The organism is Pseudarthrobacter sp. NamE5 (genome assembly GCF_005796225.1).
In the GTDB taxonomy this organism is placed as follows: domain Bacteria; phylum Actinomycetota; class Actinomycetes; order Actinomycetales; family Micrococcaceae; genus Arthrobacter.
Window position 1 is genome coordinate 1 of sequence record NZ_VAHO01000013.1, and the last position, 15,665, is coordinate 15,665.

The 15,665-nt window shown below is 65.8% G+C and carries 17 protein-coding genes and 1 riboswitch; of the genes, 10 read left to right on the forward strand and 7 right to left on the reverse strand.

Annotation, left to right across the window (positions count from 1 at the left end; translation table 11 throughout):
• The 5 genes from FDW84_RS14605 to gcvP all read right to left on the reverse strand — a co-directional run.
• Positions 1–201: serine dehydratase beta chain (locus FDW84_RS14605; protein WP_305775692.1), on the reverse strand; the 201-nt coding region annotated here is incomplete at its 3' end.
• A gap of 101 nt (positions 202–302) precedes the next feature.
• Positions 303–1,613, reverse strand: coding sequence for a serine hydroxymethyltransferase (glyA, locus tag FDW84_RS14610; RefSeq protein ID WP_138610247.1), 1,311 nt, complete (start codon positions 1,611–1,613; stop codon positions 303–305).
• The gene (gene gcvH, locus FDW84_RS14615) at positions 1,610–1,993 is read right to left on the reverse strand and encodes a glycine cleavage system protein GcvH (RefSeq protein WP_120692540.1); all 384 of its coding nucleotides are present in this window, start codon (positions 1,991–1,993) and stop codon (positions 1,610–1,612) included. The genes glyA and gcvH overlap by 4 nt, the downstream gene beginning before the upstream one ends.
• 104 nt (positions 1,994–2,097) lie before the next feature.
• Positions 2,098–3,246 carry a glycine cleavage system aminomethyltransferase GcvT gene (gene gcvT / locus FDW84_RS14620; protein WP_138610248.1) on the reverse strand — a complete coding sequence of 383 codons (1,149 nt, stop codon included), beginning with the start codon at positions 3,244–3,246 and terminating at the stop codon, positions 2,098–2,100.
• 9 nt (positions 3,247–3,255) lie between these two features.
• Positions 3,256–6,108, reverse strand: coding sequence for an aminomethyl-transferring glycine dehydrogenase (gcvP, locus tag FDW84_RS14625; protein WP_138610249.1), 2,853 nt, complete (start codon positions 6,106–6,108; stop codon positions 3,256–3,258).
• Between the two features lie 161 nt (positions 6,109–6,269).
• Positions 6,270–6,367, reverse strand: a riboswitch (glycine riboswitch).
• Positions 6,368–6,582: 215 nt separating this feature from the next.
• Here gcvP and FDW84_RS14630 point away from each other — a divergent pair.
• Complete coding sequence (locus tag FDW84_RS14630) at positions 6,583–7,809, forward strand: fumarylacetoacetate hydrolase family protein (protein ID WP_138610250.1); 1,227 nt, start codon at positions 6,583–6,585, stop codon at positions 7,807–7,809.
• On the opposite strand, the gene FDW84_RS14635 is transcribed toward FDW84_RS14630, so the two are convergent.
• Positions 7,806–8,120 carry a hypothetical protein gene (locus FDW84_RS14635; RefSeq protein WP_138610251.1) on the reverse strand — a complete coding sequence of 105 codons (315 nt, stop codon included), beginning with the start codon at positions 8,118–8,120 and terminating at the stop codon, positions 7,806–7,808. The genes FDW84_RS14630 and FDW84_RS14635 overlap by 4 nt on opposite strands.
• 122 nt (positions 8,121–8,242) lie before the next feature.
• On the opposite strand from FDW84_RS14635, the gene FDW84_RS14640 reads away from it, so the two are divergent.
• The 5 genes from FDW84_RS14640 (at position 8,243) to surE (ending at position 11,242) form a co-directional block, all read left to right on the forward strand.
• Entirely contained in the window at positions 8,243–8,527 is a 285-nt protein-coding gene (locus FDW84_RS14640) for a DUF427 domain-containing protein (RefSeq protein WP_138610252.1), read from the forward strand.
• Positions 8,528–8,689: 162 nt separating this feature from the next.
• Positions 8,690–8,812 carry a hypothetical protein gene (locus FDW84_RS19905; RefSeq protein ID WP_256371729.1) on the forward strand — a complete coding sequence of 41 codons (123 nt, stop codon included), beginning with the start codon at positions 8,690–8,692 and terminating at the stop codon, positions 8,810–8,812.
• A gap of 5 nt (positions 8,813–8,817) precedes the next feature.
• Complete coding sequence (locus FDW84_RS14645) at positions 8,818–9,234, forward strand: rhodanese-like domain-containing protein (protein WP_371419173.1); 417 nt, start codon at positions 8,818–8,820, stop codon at positions 9,232–9,234.
• A 239-nt stretch (positions 9,235–9,473) separates the two neighbouring features.
• The gene (locus tag FDW84_RS14650; protein ID WP_138610253.1) at positions 9,474–10,460 is read left to right on the forward strand and encodes a 1-phosphofructokinase family hexose kinase; all 987 of its coding nucleotides are present in this window, start codon (positions 9,474–9,476) and stop codon (positions 10,458–10,460) included.
• Positions 10,457–11,242, forward strand: a complete 786-nt coding sequence (gene surE / locus FDW84_RS14655; RefSeq protein WP_138610254.1) for a 5'/3'-nucleotidase SurE — start codon at positions 10,457–10,459, stop codon at positions 11,240–11,242. The genes FDW84_RS14650 and surE overlap by 4 nt, the downstream gene beginning before the upstream one ends.
• 120 nt (positions 11,243–11,362) lie before the next feature.
• Here surE and FDW84_RS14660 read toward each other — a convergent pair whose 3' ends face one another.
• On the reverse strand, positions 11,363–12,094 hold the full coding sequence (locus FDW84_RS14660) for a GOLPH3/VPS74 family protein (RefSeq protein ID WP_138610255.1): 732 nt from the start codon (positions 12,092–12,094) through the stop codon (positions 11,363–11,365).
• 474 nt (positions 12,095–12,568) lie between these two features.
• Here FDW84_RS14660 and FDW84_RS14665 point away from each other — a divergent pair, with 474 nt between their 5' ends.
• From FDW84_RS14665 to FDW84_RS14680, 4 genes are all read left to right on the forward strand, one after another.
• The gene (locus FDW84_RS14665) at positions 12,569–12,757 is read left to right on the forward strand and encodes a matrixin family metalloprotease (RefSeq protein WP_240721531.1); all 189 of its coding nucleotides are present in this window, start codon (positions 12,569–12,571) and stop codon (positions 12,755–12,757) included.
• 184 nt (positions 12,758–12,941) lie between these two features.
• On the forward strand, positions 12,942–13,703 hold the full coding sequence (locus FDW84_RS14670; protein ID WP_138610256.1) for a VldE C-terminal domain-containing protein: 762 nt from the start codon (positions 12,942–12,944) through the stop codon (positions 13,701–13,703).
• Positions 13,704–13,741: 38 nt separating this feature from the next.
• Complete coding sequence (locus FDW84_RS14675; protein WP_138610257.1) at positions 13,742–14,215, forward strand: GNAT family N-acetyltransferase; 474 nt, start codon at positions 13,742–13,744, stop codon at positions 14,213–14,215.
• Between the two features lie 329 nt (positions 14,216–14,544).
• Positions 14,545–15,651 carry a spore photoproduct lyase family protein gene (locus FDW84_RS14680; RefSeq protein WP_205754748.1) on the forward strand — a complete coding sequence of 369 codons (1,107 nt, stop codon included), beginning with the start codon at positions 14,545–14,547 and terminating at the stop codon, positions 15,649–15,651.
• Positions 15,652–15,665 lie beyond the last annotated feature (14 nt).

Below are 15,665 nucleotides of genomic sequence, written 5' to 3' on the forward strand. Positions count from 1 at the left end.
CACCGCGGTCATGGTGCCGTGCCCGTGCCCGGTCGCGGCGAGGGACCCATACAGGTCCACCCGCAGCGAGGCCACCTCCGCCAGCACGCCGAGGCCCTTGAGCTCCTCCGCAAAAACAGCAGCAGCCCGCATCGGCCCCACAGTATGCGAAGAAGAAGGCCCAATCCCGATCGAAAACAGATCAAAGACTCCAACAGCCATGCGCTTGGTTCCTAACGACTAGTTCGTGCCGAGATGGCAGTTCGCGCTAGTGTTCATCGGAATCTCTGCCGCGAACTGCCATCTCGATGCGTGGTTTGGGGTTAAAGCCCGGGGTAGAGCGGGTGGGCCTTTGCCAGCTCCTCGACGCGGTGACGCAGGCCGGAAAGGTCCGCGTCGGCGTTGGCCGTCAAAGCCTCGGCGATGATGTCCGCAACCTCGCGGAAGGCAGCCTCGCCGAATCCTCGCGTAGCCAGGGCGGGCGTGCCGATGCGGAGGCCGGAGGTGACCATCGGAGGGCGCGGGTCGAACGGCACGGCGTTGCGGTTGACGGTGATGTCGATCGCCGCGAGCCGGTCCTCGGCCTGCTGCCCGTCGAGCTCGCAGTTGCGGAGGTCAACGAGGACCAGGTGCACGTCGGTGCCGCCGGAGACCACACTGATGCCCTTGGCGGTGACGTCCGGCTGGACCAGGCGTTCGGCGAGGATGCGGGCGCCGGCCAGGACGCGCTCCTGGCGTTCCTTGAACTCGGCGGACGCGGCGATCTTGAACGCCACGGCCTTGCCCGCGATCACGTGCTCCAGAGGGCCGCCCTGCTGCCCCGGGAACACAGCCGAGTTGATCTTCTTGGCGATGTCGGCGTCGTTGGTCAAGATAATGCCGCCGCGCGGACCGGCGAGGGTCTTGTGCGTGGTGGACGTGGTGACGTGCGCGTGTGGGACGGGCGACGGGTGCAGCCCGGCGGCCACCAGGCCGGCGAAGTGCGCCATGTCCACCATCAGGTAGGCGCCCACGGAGTCAGCGATGCGGCGGAACTCGGCGAAGTCCAGCTGCCGGGCGTAGGCGGACCAGCCGGCCACGATCAGCGCGGGCTTGGTCTCCTGGGCGAGGCGCTCCACCTCCGCCATGTCCACGGTGTGGGTGTCCTCCCGGACGCCGTACGGGACCACGTTGTAGAGCTTGCCGGAGAAGTTGATCTTCATGCCATGGGTGAGGTGGCCGCCGTGGGCCAGGTTCAGGCCCATGATGGTGTCGCCCGGTTTGATCAGCGCGTGCATCACCGAGGCATTTGCCTGCGCCCCTGAATGCGGCTGCACGTTCGCGAACCCGGCGTCGAAGAGAGCCTTGATGCGGTCGATGGCGAGCTGTTCGATGGCGTCCACGTGCTCGCAGCCGCCATAGTAGCGCTTGCCCGGGTAGCCCTCGGCGTACTTGTTGGTCAACACGGAGCCCTGCGCCTGCATCACAGCGACGGCGGTGTGGTTCTCGGAGGCAATCATCTCCAGGCCGTCACGCTGGCGGGCGAGCTCGTCGTCGATCTTCGCGGCGATCTCCGGGTCCAGCGCGGCGAGGTCTGCGTCCAGCGACGGCGAAACCGCCTGCTCGAAGGCGGTCACGTCTGCCGGGGCGGTCACAGTTCGCCGCCGTTTGCTGAGGCGTATTCTTCAGCTGACATCAGGGGACCTTCTTCGGTGACGGAGACCTTAAAGAGCCAGCCGGCGCCATAGGGATCGTTGTTGATCAGGGCGGGGTCCGAGACTACTTCGTCGTTGATTTCCACTACTTCGCCGGTGACCGGGGCGTAGAGGTCGGAGACGGACTTGGTGGATTCCACCTCGCCGCAGGTCTCGCCGGCCGTCACGGTGGAGCCAACCTCGGGCAGGTCCACGTACACAATGTCGCCCAGGGCTTCGGCGGCCACTGCAGAGATGCCGATGTTGGCGGGACCGGAGCCGTCAGCAGCAACCCATTCGTGCTCGGCCGAGTACTTCAGTTCAGCAACAACTTTTGCCATGTGTATTTCCTTAGGTTCGTGTTTGAAAAGTGAGAGAGCGTCGGCGCAAAAGCCGCATCAAGTGAGAGAGCGTCGGAGTGAACCCGACATCAAGTGAGAGAGCGTTATGCGGAGCGCTTGTAGAACGGGAGCTGGACCACTTCGAAGGGTTCCGGCTTGCCGCGGAGGTCGATGTCCAGGGCGGTGCCGGGTTCGGAGTGTTCGACCTCGACATAGGCCAGGGCGATCGGGTAGCCAAGCGTGGGGCTTGGCTGGCCGGAGGTCACCTCGCCCACGACGTTGCCGTCTTTGAGGACGGGGTAGTGGCTGCGGCCGGCGCGGCGGCCCAGGCCCTTGAGGCCCACGAGCCTGCGGCCGGAGGTGGAGCCGGCTCCCAGTGCATTGAGCTCGGCCAGGACTGCCCTGCCCACGAAGTCAGATTCCTTGGCCAGCGAAACCACCGGGCCGAGGCCCGCCGCGTACGGGTTTCCCTCGCGCGACAGTTCGTTGCCGTAGAGCGGCATGCCGGCTTCGAGGCGAAGCGAGTCGCGGCACGCCAGGCCTGCGGGGATGAGCCCGTGCCCGGCGCCGACTTCCAGCAGGGCCTCCCACAGTCCGGCGGCGTCCTCGTTCGGGATGTAGATCTCGAAGCCGTCCTCGCCGGTGTAGCCGGTGCGGGCCAGCAGCAGGTCCTGCACAGTGCCATTGACGGTAATCCCTACCTCAACGGCGGCGTAGTACTTCAGTTCGGTGACCAGTGCGTGCTGTTCGGCGGGGACCAGCGTCAGCAGGATGGCTTCGGCGTTCGGTCCCTGGACCGCGATGAGGGAGGTCTCGGCGGAGACGTCGTGCACCTTGACGTTGAAGTTGGCGGCCCGCTCGGCAAGGGCCGCGGCGACTGTTGCAGCATTGCCGGCGTTGGGGACCACCAGATACTTCGCTGTTCCGTCCGCAGCCGCAGGAAGGCGGTACGTGATGAGGTCATCGATGATGCCGCCGTCCTCCTGGCAGATCAGCGAGTACTTGGCCTTGCCTACTGCGACGGCGGACAGCTTGCCCACCAGGGCATAGTCCAGGAAGGCCCCGGCGTCGGGGCCGGTGACCCAGATTTCGCCCATGTGGGAGAGGTCGAACAGACCCGCGGCGTTGCGCACTGCGCGGTGTTCGGCCAGCTCTGAGCTGTACTTCAGGGGCATCTGCCAGCCGCCGAAGTCGGTGAAGGAGGCGCCGGCAATTTTGTGCTGCTCGTAGAGCGCGGTGTAGTTCTCAGTCATCGGAAGTCCTTAGTTCTCAAATTCAGAAAGCGGCGGGCAGGAGCAGACCAGGTTGCGGTCCCCTGCTGCGCCATCGATGCGGCCCACGGGCGGGAAGTACTTATCCTGCCGGAGCGAGGCCACCGGGAAAGCCGCCTGCTCGCGCGGGTACGTCCGGTCCCAGTTGGAAGAGACGACGGCGGCGGCCGTGTGGGGCGCGTTGCGCAGCGGGGACTTCTCCACACTGAAGTCTCCGTTGGCCACCTGGTCAATTTCCTTGCGGATGGTGATCATGGCTTCGATGAAGCGGTCGATCTCGGCGAGGTCCTCGGACTCGGTGGGCTCCACCATCAGGGTGCCGGCCACCGGGAAGGACAGTGTGGGGGCGTGGAAGCCGAAATCGATGAGCCGCTTGGCCACGTCCTCGGCAGTTACGCCGGTGCGGGCGGTCAGCTCGCGCAGGTCCAGGATGCACTCGTGTGCCACCAGGCCGCTCTCGCCGGTGTAGAGGACCGGGAAGTGCTCGTCCAGTCGGGCGGCAACGTAGTTTGCCGCCAGCAGTGCGGACTTGGTTGCCTCGGTCAGGCCCTGCCCGCCCATCAGCTTCACATAGGCCCACGAAATCGGCAGGACGCCGGCCGAGCCGAAGCGGGAAGCGGAGATCGCCACGCCGTGGCCCTCTTCATGGGCAGCCTTGTTGGCGTCGCCCGGCATGAACGGTGCCAGGTGTGCCTTGGCGGCAACGGGTCCGACGCCGGGTCCGCCGCCGCCGTGCGGGATGCAGAACGTCTTGTGCAGGTTCAGGTGCGAGACGTCGCCGCCGAACTTGCCCGGCTGCGCCAGCCCGACCAGCGCGTTAAGGTTCGCGCCGTCAACGTACACCTGGCCGCCTGCTGCGTGGACCGCATCGCAGACTTCGCGGACGTCGGAGTCGTACACACCATGGGTGGACGGGTAGGTGATCATGATGGCCGACAGGGCGTCCTTGTGGGCCTCGATTTTGGCGGCAAGGTCCGCGTGGTCGATCGTGCCGTCGGTGGCGGTAGCAACCACCACAACCTTCATTCCTGCCAGGACAGCAGAGGCAGCATTGGTGCCGTGGGCGGAAGCGGGAATCAGGCAGACGTTCCGCTGCTGGTCGCCCCGGGAGCGGTGGTAGCCGCGGATGGCCAGCAGGCCCGCGAGTTCGCCCTGGGAGCCTGCGTTCGGCTGGATTGACACTTGGTCGTACCCGGTGATCTCGGCGAGGTCTGCTTCCAGCCCCGCAATCAGTTCACGCCAGCCTGCGGTCTGGGAGTCCGGGGCGAACGGGTGGATCGAAGCGAACTCGGGCCATGAGATGGCCTCCATTTCGGCGGTGGCGTTCAGCTTCATGGTGCAGGAACCCAGCGGGATCATGGTGCGGTCCAGCGCCAGGTCACGGTCGGAGAGGCGGCGGATGTAGCGGAGCAACTGGGTCTCGGAGCGGTGCGTATTGAACACCGGGTGCTGCAGGTAGGAGGAGGTGCGCAGCACCGACTCCGGCAGCTCAAACCCGGAACCCGCAACTACCGGGCCGGCGCCAAAGGCGACGGCCACCGCGGAGAGGACCTCCGGCGTCGTGGTTTCATCGACGGACACGCCAACTGTGTCCGCGTCGATGAGGCGCAGGTTGATGCCGCGGGCTTCGGCGGCGGTGATCACCTTGGCAGCCTTGCCGGGCACGCGGACAGTGAGGGTGTCGAAGAACGTCTCGGACACCAGTTCGCGGCCGGCGATCTGAAGCGTGCTGGCCAGGGCGCGGGCGTTGTTGTGGACGGTTTCGGCGATCGCCTTCAGGCCGTCGGGGCCGTGGTAGACGGCGTAGAAGGAGGAGACGATGGCGAGCAGGGCCTGCGCGGTGCAGATGTTGGAGGTGGCCTTCTCGCGGCGGATGTGCTGCTCGCGGGTCTGCAGGGCCAGGCGGTAGGCGGGGACACCGGCGTCGTCCTTCGAAACGCCCACGATGCGGCCGGGCAGGGTGCGTTCCATGCCTTGGCGGACGGCCATGTAGGCGGCGTGGGGGCCGCCGAAGAACAGCGGGACGCCGAAGCGCTGGGTGGAGCCGACGGCGATGTCCGCTCCCTGCTCGCCGGGCGGGGTAATGAGGGTGAGGGCCAGGAGGTCGGCGGCGACAGTGACCAGCGCGCCGCGGTCCTTGGCCTCGGCGATGACGGCGGACTGGTCCCACACGCGGCCGGAGACGCCGGGCTGCTGCAGCACCACGCCGTTGATGTCGCCTTCGGGCAGGCCGCTCGTGAGGTCGGCGATTTCCACCTCGAAGCCCAGGGCTTCGGCGCGGCCCAGCACGATGGCAATGGTCTGCGGCAGGAGTTCGGCGTCCAGGACGGTCTTGCCGTCCTTCGCGGTCTTGGACTTGTTGGCGCGGCGCATCAGCAGGACGGCTTCCGCGACGGCGGTGGCTTCATCCAGCAGGGACGCGTTGGCCACCGGGAGCGCGGTGAGGTCCTGGACCATGGTCTGGAAGTTCAGCAGTGCTTCGAGCCGGCCCTGGGAAATCTCGGGCTGGTACGGGGTGTAGGCGGTGTACCAGGCGGGAGCTTCGAGGATATTGCGGCGGATCACCGGCGGTGTCACGGTGTCGTAGTAGCCCTGCCCGATCATTTGGACGGCGGTCTTGTTCTTGGCGGCGAGCTGGCGGAGCTCGCCGAGGACCTGGACTTCGCTGAGGGCGCTCTGGAGGGTGAGCGGTTTGTCCTGGCGGATGGAATCCGGGACGGCGCTGTCAACGAGGCCGTCCAGGCTGTCGTAGCCGACGGCCTTGAGCATGGTGTCGATGTCGGACTGGCGGCGCGCGCCGATATGGCGGTCTGCGAAGGTGGTGGGGGACGAATGAACCGTCATGAGAGGAACTCCATAATTCAGGTGGGGCCTTAGCCCCACGTTGATTCGGGTTCCTCCCCGCTCTGTATTGGACCTGAGAGTTTTGTAGTGCCCTGCTGTTCAGCGGGGCGCCACTTGCACCGTCGGTGAGCCCGGTTGCCCGGACTGCTTTCCAGAGTTGCCTTGCCGCGGCGGTACGTGGGCCTGAGAGATTCCTGGGGAGGATTTGCTCCTACGGCGCCTGCTGAACGTACCGGCAGGACTCTCCCGCCGCAGATCATAAGCACGTGCCACTGGTCGGTGACACGGCTCACACCGTACAGGGTTGCGGGGCGGGAAGCAAATTTGCTCGCCACTTTGAGGCGGATGTACGACGGCGGGAGGCACCGCCGTCGTGCGCCTCACCTGCAGCAAAACCTTATTCGCTGCCCCGTCCGCAAGCTGGCTTATGATTCCCACAGTGACTCCGGCTACCCATGGAAAGAGGTATCACGCGTGCCCCCATGCCAACCGTCAGGTACCGCCCGCACAGAGGCGAACACCAACCCCCCGTCAGTCCTCCCCAATGATGCCGATTCGGCACTCCTGATCGGCCGGATCTGGGACGTGGAGACGTCCGGCCCGCACGTGGTCGCGATCCAGGGCGGTGACGTCTTTGACCTCCGGCCCCTCGCTGAAACGGTCTCGGAACTGCTGGAGCGTCCCAGCTTGGTGGCCGATGTGCGCGCAGCGATGACGGCGAGGCGATGGACGGCGGCGGAAGTCATCGAAGCCTCGCTGGCCCGCGACAGGACCCGGCCGCACCTGCTGGCGCCCGTGGACCTGCAGGTCATCAAGGCCTGCGGCGTGACATTCGTGGACAGCATGATCGAGCGGGTGATCGAGGAGCGCTGCGGCGGTGACGCCAGCCGGGCGCAGCAGGCCCGCGAGCTGGTGGCCAAGGCGCTGGGCGGCAGCATCACCGCCATCCGCCCGGGCTCCGCCGAAGCTGCCGAGGCGAAGAAGGTGCTGATCCAGGAAGGGCTGTGGTCGCAGTACCTTGAGGTGGGCATCGGCCCGGACCCGGAGGTGTTTACCAAGGCGCCTGTGCTGTCCTCGGTGGGGCTCGGTGCGCAGGTGGGAATTCCCTCGTTCTCGCACTGGAACAACCCGGAACCGGAGCTGGTGCTGGTGTCCACGTCCCAAGGCTCCGTGGTGGGCGCGATGCTGGGCAATGACGTCAATCTGCGCGACGTTGAAGGCCGGAGCGCCCTGCTGCTGGGCAAGGCGAAGGACAACAATGCGTCAAGCGCGCTGGGGCCCTTCATCCGGCTGTTCGACGGCGACTTCACCCTCGACACGCTCCGCGACGAAGAAATCCTGCTGCGGGTGGAGGGTGAGGACGGCTACGTGCTGGAGGGCCGGAATTCCGTGGGGCGGATCAGCCGGCCCTTCGAGGAACTGGTGGCAGCAACCCGTGGGCGGCACCACCAGTACCCGGATGGGTTCGCGCTCTACACCGGCACGCTCTTCGCCCCGACGCAGGACCGGGACGAGCCGGGGCAGGGTTTCACCCACCATCTGGGAGACGTTGTGACCATCAGCAGCCGGCACCTGGGCGCGCTCATCAACCAGGTGGGCCGTACCGAGGAACTGCCGGAATGGTCGTTCGGGCTACGCCAGCTGTTCGACTACCTGCACCGGCAGCGCCAGCTCACCAGGTCCTGGTCTTATGGCGGCTAGGAATCCCTCCGGGCGCGGCGGCCCTTTTGGCCAAGCCTGTACCCCGCCCAGAACGCGAGCATGAGCAGGCCCACCACGGCGATGGCCAGGCCCGCCTGCGTGCCGGGGCTGAGGAAGGCCATGCCTGTTCCGGCGAAGGGCTGGTTGCTCAACGGCGCGTAGGAGAACCAGCCGATGTAGGTGTTGCGGTTGATCCAAGCGATGATCATCCCCGCCAGGGCTACGGCGAGCCCCGTTACCGGCAGGACCACACCCGCAAGCCGGGCCGGTTTCGGCGGTTTGTGTTCTTCAGGCGTGCTGTTCTCCCCCATGCAGGCGAGTCTAGCCCTGCTGGTAGTCGGCGGCCGGGAACAACTGCGCCGCTTATCCCGTTGGCATCCCTACGACCCGCGGCGCACTCACAGTGCGGCAGCACGCAACGAAAGGGACCAACATGGTCAGGGCCATCTGGAACGGAAAAGTCGTCGCCGAATCCACGGACACCGTGGTGGTGGAGGGCAACCATTACTTCCCGCGCGACGCCGTCAACGCCGGCTACCTGCGGGACAGCGACCTGTATTCGGTCTGCCCGTGGAAGGGCAGGGCGAGCTACCACACGCTGGAAGTGGACGGGAAGCTGAACGTGGATGCGGCCTGGTTTGATCCCGATCCTAAACCACGCGCGAAGCAGATCGAGGACCGGATCGCGTTCTGGCGCGGCGTGACCATCGAGGACTAACAGAGTCCTCACCCAAGGCGATAACTACAAAGCGAGCGGACGACGGCGGGACCTCCTGCCGTCGTCCGCTTCAGTTGGGAGGGGGTACGGCAGGGGTACCGGCCGCAGATTCCGAGCGGTAGCGTGAAGAGCAGGCCAACGCCATTCGAGGAGGAATCCGGCATGGAAGTTGTCAGCATTGAAACGCCCCAGCTCGGCGACCGCACCTATCTGGTCCATGACGGCGAGGTGGGCATCGTCATCGATCCCCAGCGGGACACGGACCGGGTGGACAAAAACAGCTGACGCTTGTGGGCGAGCGCCAGGATGTTGAAAACGCCATCCGCGACCTGTCCCGCATCGGCATCGACAGCCCGGATGCAGCCGTCGGCAAAGGCCCCCAGGACCTGGCCCCAGGTGCGCCCAGCACCTCCTACCAAAGCGTCGGCTGGCAGGAGGTGCTGCAGAAACCGCAGGATGAACGCATCCTCGACGTCCGGCGTACCGACGAATTCGAGAAATCCCACATCGAAGGGGCGGTCAACATCCCGGTCCACGAGCTGCTCTGGCGGATGGACGACGTGTCTGACGGACGGCTCTGGGTGCACTGCGGATCCGGGTACCGCTCGGCCGTGGCGGCGAGCCTGCTGCAGCGCGCCGGACGGGACGTGGTCCACGTTGACGGCAAGTTTAAGGACGCGAAAAAGGCCGGCCTGGCCACGGTGTGAGGCCCGACCGGCCAGCAGATGCAGTGGTGAGTGCATGCAGTGGCAAGCTGACGACGGCGCCCCCTCCCGCCGTCGTCCATTCCGTCCGGCGACCCCCGGCCCAGCCCGCTGGCCACCCAGGTGCTAAGTATGCTTACGATAATAAGCAACCTGTCCGCACGATGACGGCCGGAGGATTCCGGCGGGAAAGAGGTAACCATGTCCGCGTTTCCTGTTGCATACCTGAAGGCGGGTGAACCATGGGGTCCGTAGTGATCTTTGCTCCATCCCCCGTCCTGACTGTCACGGTGGAGGAAGTGGACGGCACCCCCGACATCCACATCCACGCCGGCGGCCAAGGGGTCTGGCAGGCCCGCATGTTGAAGGCCCTGGGCGCCGAAGTGACCATGTGCGGGGTCTTCTCCGGCGAAACCGGACGCATCCTGAAGCACCTGATTGACGATGAGGGAGTCACAGTGCTGCCTGTTTCCGGTGAAGGGAACAGCGGGGCCTATGTGCATGACCGCCGCAGCGGTGAGCGCGATGTGGTGGCCGAATCGCCCGGCCACCGGCTGACGCGCCACGAGCTGGACGAACTCTACGGCCTGACGCTGCAGGCGGGGATGAAGGCGGGGACCGTGATCCTCAGCGGCACCGGCCGGGAGGATTCGGTGCCGCCGGACATGTATCGGCGGCTCACTGCCGACCTGCGCACCGCCGGATGCACCGTGGTCGCTGACCTCGCGGGCGAGAGGCTGAAGGGCATCCTGGCGGGGAAGCCGTCGGTGGTGAAGATGTCCGACTCAGAGGTTGTGGACAGTGGCCGTGCCAGCGCTTCGGAAACAGATCAGCTGGTTGAAGCGATGCACGCCCTCGCGGCGGAGGGGGCGGAATCGGTAATCATCACCCGTGCCAAGCTGCCCTCCCTGTTCCTCAGCGACGGTGAGATCAGCGAAATCCACGTCCCGCAGTTTGAACCCGTGGAAACCAGTGGCGCCGGCGATTCGCTCACCGCCGGGGTGGCCGCAGTACTGGCCGACCGCGGAAGCCTGCACGATGCCGTTGTCCTGGGCACGGCGGCAGGCGCCCACAACGTCACGCGTCACGGCCTGGGTTCCGGCGAGGCGTCGGCGATCCGTGAAGTCGCCAAGCTCGTCAGGATTATTGCGCTCGGTGATACGAGTGAAGACGAACCGGCAGAACAGCTGAGCCCCGACGAGCTGGCACGAAAGGTCAGGAAATCATGAACCAGTCCACGCGTGTACTAATTACCAACGACGACGGCATCGGCTCCCCCGGCCTGCACGCGTTGGCCGCCGCGGCAGTGCGCGCGGGCTTGAGCGTGGTGGTCGCAGCCCCCGCCTCCGAGGCCAGCGGCAGCAGCTCCTCGATCACTGCAGTGGAAGAAGACGGCAAGATCACGATAGAAGAGCGCGAGCTGGAGGACCTGGACGGCGTTGAAGCTTACGCCGTCCACGGCGCACCGGCGTTCATCACCATGATCGCGACCCACGGCGCCTTCGGCCCCCCGCCGGACATCGTCCTGTCCGGCGTCAACCGCGGGGCGAACGTGGGACGGGCCATTCTCCACTCAGGAACCGTTGGGGCGGCGCTCACTGCCGGCATCAACGACGGACGCGGCATGGCGGTGTCACTGGACACGGGCATGCATCCGGAGAAGATCCACTGGGACACGGCCGCGCGGCTGGCCACCGGCCTGCTGCCGTTCCTGATGGAGCAGGAGGCGGGAAGCGTCCTGAACCTCAACGTCCCCAACAGTGCCGGGCCGGACCTGCCGGAGTACCGGACTGCCACGCTGACCAGGTTCGGCATCGTCCAGACCACCCTCGCAGAACGGGGGCAGCAGCACGTGCGCCTGGCCATCGCGGACACCACGGAAACGCCCGATCCGGACAGTGACGCGGCCCTGCTGGCGGCGGGCTACGCCACGGTGACTGCGCTCCAGCCGGTCACGGGAACTGCGCTGCCGTCCCTTGACGCCCTGCCGCAGGCAGCCTCGCAGGCTTAGCGCGGCGTTCCTGCGCGGCGTCACACTTGACGCGTCACAGAGTAAAGCGGACGACGGCGGAACCTCCCGCCGTCGTCCGCTTTCTGGTTGTCTCCGTTCCCTGCCCCGGGAGGCATCAAATTACAGGGTGGCTCTTTCCTCCTCCGCCAGCCTGATCAAGCGAAGTTCGTCCTCAACGGCACGGGCCGGCCAATAGTCCTTCGCCAGTTCGTCCACCCACACCCTGTCCGCTTCCGGGAACAGCTTGGGGAGCAGCCCTGCCGCCTCAAGCAGGGCGATCAGGGCCAAGATCCTGGCATCGGGGCCTTTTGCGGCAGGCTTCGCGGCGGCAGCCGCACCAGCTTCGGGCGTTCCAGGTCCCGAATCCGTGGTTTCAGGCACCTGTGGAGCAATCCGCGTATCAGTGAGCGCTGCCTCGAGCTTTTTCATCAGGGCCGCCTCCGGGGCATGGTCCTTCTCCGGGTACCGCATTGTCCGGAACAGCCCCAGGTGCTTTTCGCCGACCTGTTCCACGATGCCCAGCGATGCCATCGACTCGTAAACCCGCTGCACCTCGGAGCGACCCTCCAGCATGGAGACCCACCGCCGCGGCGTGTGCGGGCGCGATTTGTGCCGGATGAGGTCCAGTTCCCGCTGGAAATCGGTTTCGGGGGTGGTGCCGGTATCCCTGACGTGCTTTCCCCGAAGCTCGATTGCTCCTGTCCGTTCCAGCTCGGCCAGTATCGCCCCCGCCAGGGTTGTCCTAAGCGCGAACACGGGAATTTCGGGTTTGCCGTCAGTGTCGCTTGTAGCCAAAAGGAGGAAGGCCTGGGGAAGGTTCAGCTCCTCAGCCTTGGGTGATTCCGCGTTCATAGCTTTATGGTGCGCGCGTCGATGGTCCACCACAATGGCCAAAGGACCCGAGTTGGGGAAGCCGCCACAACCGACAACATGAGGATCAGGACCATGGCCATTATGCTGAGCGAAGCCATCGACGGAGATGGGTTGGGGGCATAGGGAGCATTTGGTGACATCAGGTTTCGGCAGCAAGGATTCAGGTAAACCTGCAGGCGGGCATGACCTTCCAGGAGTCCGGCGTTCACCGAGCGGACGTATCCCGCAGTGGGCCATTGATGAAGCACTAAGCAAGCTTCAGGATCCCGAGCCTTGGCGGACCGGCCCCGCGCCGATTGCGGCGAAGAGGCGGACCTATCGCAGGACGAAGCTCAGGCCCGTGCGCAGGCAGGGTCCCCGATTAGCCACAGCTCTGGGCCTCGCGCTCGTCGTGGGGCTCTACTTCACCCCGTCGTTGTTTGACCGGTTAACGCACCAGGCCTGGCTGAAACATTGACCTATCCTGATGGATCCGCGTTGGTTCGGGCCGTCATCATGCACGAGTTGGCGCATGTCGTAGGGCTGGACCACGTGAACGACCCGACGCAGCTGATGTACGAAGAGAACAGCGGACAGCTCGGAACGGGTGACCGCACCGGGCTGGCCATGCTGGGAAGTGGCGAGTGCGTCCCAAGGGTATGACCTACACACCCGCCGAACTCTCAGCTTCTCCTGCTATAGGTGGAATACTGCGAATGTTCGAAAGGGATGCATCAGCGTGGGCAAAACCTTTGAGGGTGCCTCTCCGGTCCCCCGAAATCCCCTGATTGCAGGGACCACGGGTTACAGCGCCCTCAAGTCCGTTCTGTGACATAGGTCTGCAATCGTGAGTCCAGGCAAGAAAGGCGGCGCGCGGCGCCCGGTTCAACTTCTCCTGAGCCTTCTCCTGGTCGGGATCCTGGCCGCCGCACTAGTTACGGTGCCCGGATTGCTGGGCGGCGTGCGCAGCGTCGTCGTCGCACTTGGAGGCGCATCAGAGTGTGTGGTCGAGACCGCCGAAGGAGAAGTTGGGCTCAACCGTGAAAAAGCAAAACTGGCAACGACGGCGGTGGCGCTGGCGGCGCGAGGGGCTGTGGCACCAGACACCTCCGACATCGACCCCGCAGTGCTGCAGCGGTTGGCTGACGGGCCGCCCGGGGATGCCGGTCCCAGCCTGAGCTGCCGTGGCTCGGCGGCCGACGACTTGCAGGAAGAGCAGTTGGCTGCCAGCGGTCTGACTCCCCGCGCCGAGCGATTGCGCGGGGCGATGACCGCGGTCTTCAGTGAGGGCAGCCTGGGCGGGTTCGCCCCCGGCGGCGTGAGCCAGGGACACGGCGGGGATTCCACCCACTACGACGGCCGGGCCATCGATATCTTCTTTCGTCCGGTCAGCGAAGAGAACCGGCGGGAAGGGTGGGTGCTGGCTCACTGGCTTGTCGCCCACGCCGAGGACCTCGATGTCCAGTACGTGATCTTCGATGACCAGTTCTGGAGCGTGCACAGCCCCCGCGGCCGATGGCACGACTACAACGCACCCGATCCCGGCAACGAGATCCTGCGTCACCTGGACCACGTGCACGTGGACGTCCTTCGCGGTAGTCCAAGCTGAACGCGTGTTCCCCCTGATTGGACGGTAAATTTGGTGGGGTGATTTCCATTGACCGGGACGACCCCTCGCGCGCCGATGTCCACCAGCTCCTCAGCGAACACCTGGCGGACATGTTCGCCACCTCCCCGGCCGAAAGCGTCCATGCCCTGGACCACTCTGCACTGTCCGCGCCGTCCATCACTTTCTGGACGGCCCGAGAGCACGGCGATCTGCTGGGCTGCGGCGCACTCAAGCTCCTGGATTCCGGTGCCGGTCCACCACGGCATGGAGAGATCAAGTCCATGCGGACCACGGCACGTGCACGGGGACGGGGCGTAGCCACGCTGATGCTCGGCCATATCCTCGACCACGCCCGCGCCCGCAGCCTCGACCGCGCCTACCTTGAGACCGGCACCGAGGACTACTTCGCCCCTGCCCGGCGCCTTTACGCCCGCCACGGCTTCACCGAGTGCCCGCCGTTTGCCGACTACACCCTGGACTCGAACAGCGTCTTTATGGAGCTGCGCCTGTAGGTGGCTTGCTGGAACAAGGAAGCCGACGACGGCGGGCGGGCACCCGCCGTCGTCCGCTTCCTTTTGGTGGCTAGGAGCTGAACGGGACCTTTTCCCACCTCAGGATGTCTGCGCCGTCGGCGCTGTTTCCGGCCACGGTGAAGCGCAAGTAGCCCGGCAAGGGGGATGCTGCCGGGGTGCCCCAAGGAGCCTCCCCTCCGCGCACGAACGGAAACGGTCGGGTTGGTTTCGGCCGGTGAATAGCAGGCATCGCGGAGGACGGAAAGCAGGTGCCAACCACCTTAATTCGTGGAACATCCGCGCGCTTCCGGTTGTTGTACAGGGTGATGATGACTCTTCAGGACATGGACCTGACCTCTCTTTCCCCCGCCCGCTTGTGGGTTCCCAAACACGTGATGATCACGCGTGCCGCGGCGGAATTGCCCCACACCGCGGAGATCATCAGGAGGTGCGAGCGGGCAGGGGTGGATGACATCCGCTTCATGCCCGGCAATGCGCTGACAGGTTTGCGCGGCGCCAGTGACCGCGAGACGTATGCCTCTGCAAAGAACACGCTGGCGGTGGTCGTGGCCCCGCCCAGCACCCTGAAGCCGCAGCCGATCCCGCCAAGTGCTGACTGGAGGATCGATTTGGCCAAGGGCTGCCCCGCCCACTGCCAGTACTGCTATCTCGCCGGCTCCCTGCAGGGGCCGCCCGTGACCCGCGTGTACGCCAATATAGACGACGTGCTGGACGGTATCCGCACCCACGCCGGCAGAGGGTCCGTCACCAGCGGGACGATCGAGCGTGGTGGCGAGGGCACGACGTTTGAACTGTCCTGCTATACGGACCCCTTGGGCATCGAGAGCGTCACAGGTTCGCTTGCCACCGCCATATCCCGGGTGGGGGCTGCCGAGTTCGGGAGCGACGTGCAGTTGCGTTTCACCACCAAGTTCGACGACGTTGCCGAGTTGGTGAACCTTGATCATGGGCGCAGGACCCGGATCCGGTTCTCGGTCAATGCTGCCGAGATCGCCAACCGCTTCGAGGGCGGGACCGCGCGGATGCCCGCGCGGCTCGCCGCCCTCCGGTCGGTGGCGGGCGCAGGCTACCGGGTGGGCCTGACCATCGCCCCTGTCATGCCTGTTCCTGGCTGGCGGGAGCAGTACGGCGCGCTGCTGGATGACGTTTCCGAGGCAGTCGCCGGCATCGACGACCTCGATCTCACGGCCGAGATCATCACGCACCGCTTTACGCCCGCGAGCAAGGAGGTGCTGCTGGGCTGGTATCCGCGGACCAAGCTCGAGATGGACGAGGATTCGCGGAGCCAGAAGCGTTCGAAGTTCGGTGGCGTTAAGTACGTGTATCCGAAAGAGACCATGACGGAGATGCGCCAGTGGTTCACGGAGGAGCTGGAGCGGCGCCTGCCCGCTGCCCGGCTTCTTTATTGGACCTGACGGTAATCAATGCA

Bases quoted from the DNA above. Each gene is read 5' to 3' on its own strand.
- gcvH (WP_120692540.1), bottom strand. From the start codon at position 1,993: ATGGCAAAAGTTGTTGCTGAACTGAAGTACTCGGCCGAGCACGAATGG.
- gcvT (WP_138610248.1), bottom strand. From the start codon at position 3,246: ATGACTGAGAACTACACCGCGCTCTACGAGCAGCACAAAATTGCCGGC.
- gcvP (WP_138610249.1), bottom strand. From the start codon at position 6,108: ATGACGGTTCATTCGTCCCCCACCACCTTCGCAGACCGCCATATCGGC.
- FDW84_RS14635 (WP_138610251.1), bottom strand. From the start codon at position 8,120: ATGGGGGAGAACAGCACGCCTGAAGAACACAAACCGCCGAAACCGGCC.
- FDW84_RS14640 (WP_138610252.1), top strand. From the start codon at position 8,243: ATGGTCAGGGCCATCTGGAACGGAAAAGTCGTCGCCGAATCCACGGAC.
- FDW84_RS19905 (WP_256371729.1), top strand. From the start codon at position 8,690: ATGGAAGTTGTCAGCATTGAAACGCCCCAGCTCGGCGACCGCACCTAT.
- FDW84_RS14650 (WP_138610253.1), top strand. From the start codon at position 9,474: ATGGGGTCCGTAGTGATCTTTGCTCCATCCCCCGTCCTGACTGTCACG.
- surE (WP_138610254.1), top strand. From the start codon at position 10,457: ATGAACCAGTCCACGCGTGTACTAATTACCAACGACGACGGCATCGGC.
- FDW84_RS14660 (WP_138610255.1), bottom strand. From the start codon at position 12,094: ATGAACGCGGAATCACCCAAGGCTGAGGAGCTGAACCTTCCCCAGGCC.
- FDW84_RS14680 (WP_205754748.1), top strand. From the start codon at position 14,545: ATGACTCTTCAGGACATGGACCTGACCTCTCTTTCCCCCGCCCGCTTG.